The 2,611-nt window shown below is 70.0% G+C and carries 3 protein-coding genes; all 3 read left to right on the top strand.

What is annotated here, in order from left to right; translation table 11 throughout:
* The first annotated feature begins 215 nt into the window (after positions 1–215).
* Positions 216–1,571, top strand: a complete 1,356-nt coding sequence (locus G6028_RS14100; protein ID WP_182659250.1) for a flavin-containing monooxygenase — start codon at positions 216–218, stop codon at positions 1,569–1,571.
* Positions 1,568–2,221 (top strand): TetR family transcriptional regulator, encoded by a 654-nt coding sequence (locus G6028_RS14095; protein ID WP_182659249.1) that lies wholly within the window; start codon positions 1,568–1,570, stop codon positions 2,219–2,221. The genes G6028_RS14100 and G6028_RS14095 overlap by 4 nt, the downstream gene beginning before the upstream one ends.
* Positions 2,218–2,611, top strand: a 394-nt coding sequence (locus G6028_RS14090) for an alpha/beta fold hydrolase (protein ID WP_182659248.1), incomplete at its 3' end; no start/stop codon positions are given. The genes G6028_RS14095 and G6028_RS14090, both read left to right, overlap by 4 nt.

Below are 2,611 nucleotides of genomic sequence, written 5' to 3'. Positions count from 1 at the left end.
TCCCGGATGCGCCACCGACCACCACCGCGTGCCGCCTCCCGGTCGTGTCGTCTGCCATTTCCGCCTCCGTCCGGGATGGGGCCCTGGGCGGGGTGCCCCGTCGGCGCGCGCGGGACGCTGTTGACGCCCGTCAATCCCTGGTCATAATCTAGGACCGCAATGTGATTCGCGCCATAGCTTCCCGGCGCGGCGGTCCCCGGCCCGAAGAGGTTTCCATGACACCCGTCCCCACTGTCGCCGTCATCGGCGCGGGCATCAGCGGTCTCACCACCCTCAAGATGCTCGACGACTACGGCATCGAGGCGGTGGGCTTCGAGGCCTCCGACCGGATCGGCGGGAACTGGGCGTTCGACAATCCCAACGGGAGCTCGAGCGCGTACCGGTCGCTGCACATCGACACCTCCAAGCACCAGCTGAGCTTCCGGGACTTCCCCATGCCCGAGGAGTTCCCGGACTTCCCGCACCACTCGCAGATCAAGCAGTACCTCGACGACTACGCCGAGGCCTTCGACCTGCTGCGCCGCATCGAGTTCGAGAACCGGGTCCTGCACGCCGAACGGCTCGAGGGCGGCGGCTGGGAGCTGACCACCGAACGCACCGGCACCCGCCGCTTCGACGCGCTGGTGGTGGGCAACGGACACCACTGGGACCCGCGGTTCGGCGACTTCCCGGGTGAGTTCACCGGCGAGATGATCCACTCGCACGCCTACGTCGACCCGTGGGACCCGCTCGAGTTGCTGGACAAGCGCATCCTCGTGGTGGGCCTGGGCAACAGCGCCGCCGACATCGCGGTCGAGCTGTCCTCCAAGGTGATGCGGAACGAGGTGGTGATCTCCACCCGGTCGGGCGCGTGGATCGTCCCGAAGTACATCGCCGGCAAACCGGCCGACAAGTACTTCGCCACGTTCCCGTTCCTGCCCTACTCGTGGCAGCGCAAGGCCATCCAGGCCATGCAACCGATGTCCGCGGGCCGGCCGGAGTCCTACGGACTGCCCACGCCCAACCACAAGTTCTTCGAGGCGCACCCCACCCAGTCCGTCGAGTTGCCGCTCCGACTCGGCTCGGGGGACATCACGGCCAAGGGCAACATCGCCCGGTTCGAGGGGCGGACCGTGCACTTCGAGGACGGCACGGCGCAGGAGTTCGACGTCGTCATCCAGGCCACCGGCTACAACACCTCGTTCCCCTTCTTCGACCCCGAGTTCCTCAGCGCCGACGCCCACAACCACGTGCCGCTCTACAAGCGGATGTTCTCCCCGGGCATCGACGACCTCGTGATGGTCGGATTCGCCCAGTCCACGCCCACGCTGTTCCCGTTCGTCGAGGCCCAGGCCCGGCTGGCGGCCGCGTGGGCGGCGGGCCTGTACCGGACGCCGGACCGGGGGGAGATGGAGCAGGTCATCGTGGCCGACGAGAAGAAGTACATCGGGCACATGCTCGACACCCCGCGGCACCAACAACAGGTGGACTACTTCCTCTACGAGCACGACCTGCGGACCCGGGAGATCCCGGAGGGCCGCGAGCGCGCGGCCCGCTCCGGCGGGATGATCCGGACGGCGGCGCCCGCGTGAGCGGGAACGGCACCTCCGGCGAGGGCACCAACGGCTCTCCCCGGGGCGATCGACGCCGCGAGGCCCTGTTGGCCGAGCTCGACCGGCAGCTGCGCACCACCAAACTCGACGACATCTCGGTGGCCGACCTCACCGACGCGGCCGGCATCACCCGCTCGGCGTTCTATTTCTACTTCGACTCCAAGGCCGCGGCGGTGACCGTGTTGCTCTCCTCCATCCAGGCGACCGCCGCCAAGTCGAACGACATGCTGGTGAACTCCGACGGCCGCTTCCGGTCCCGCGTGTCCGCCACGCTGAGCCGCCTGGCGGACCGGATGGTCGACAACGCGCACGTCTACCGTGCCCTGCTCACCGCGCGGACCACGCACGAACCCATGCGCCGCCTCTGGGACGAAGGGCGGGCCGAGCTGGCGACGCCCATCGCCGAGTACATCCGCTCCGAGCGGGCGGCCGGCCGGGCCCCCGAGGGGGCCGACCCGGACTCGCTCGCCACCGCCCTGATCCAGATCAACGAATCGGTTCTCGAACACCTCGTCTACGACCCCGGTGCGGATCGCGAGCCCATGATCGCCACCGCCTCGGACCTGTGGGTCCGGGCCATCTACGGCCGCCCGGACCCGGAGGTCGACAACCCAGGAGAACCCTCGTGACCAGCCAGATCACCCCCCTCGACCTCGATTTTCGCTCCGGGGGGGACACCTGCCGCGGGTGGTTCCTGCCCGCGGCCGGGACGGATCGGGCACCGTGCGTCGTCCTGGCACACGGGCTGGGCGGAACGGCCGACTCGGGTCTGCTCCAGTTCGCCGAGGCCTTCGCCGCCGCCGGGTACGCGGCGTTCGCGATCGACTACCGAGGCTTCGGACGATCTGACGGCGGGCCCCGACAGGTCGTCTCGCCGTCGCGTCAGCAGGACGACCTCCGGGCGGCGGTCGCCGCGGTCGCCACGCGGCCGGACGTCGACGCCGACCGTATCGTCCTGTGGGGGTGCTCCCTGGGTGGCGGGCACGCGCTCGAGGTGGCCCGGGAACCGGGCGGGGCGT

The sequence above is a fragment of the Dietzia cercidiphylli genome (genome assembly GCF_014145145.1).
Taxonomy (GTDB): Bacteria; Actinomycetota; Actinomycetes; order Mycobacteriales; family Mycobacteriaceae; genus Dietzia; species Dietzia natronolimnaea.
The sequence above is the reverse complement of the archived record's forward strand: the minus strand, read 5'-3'. Positions and strand labels throughout refer to the sequence as shown.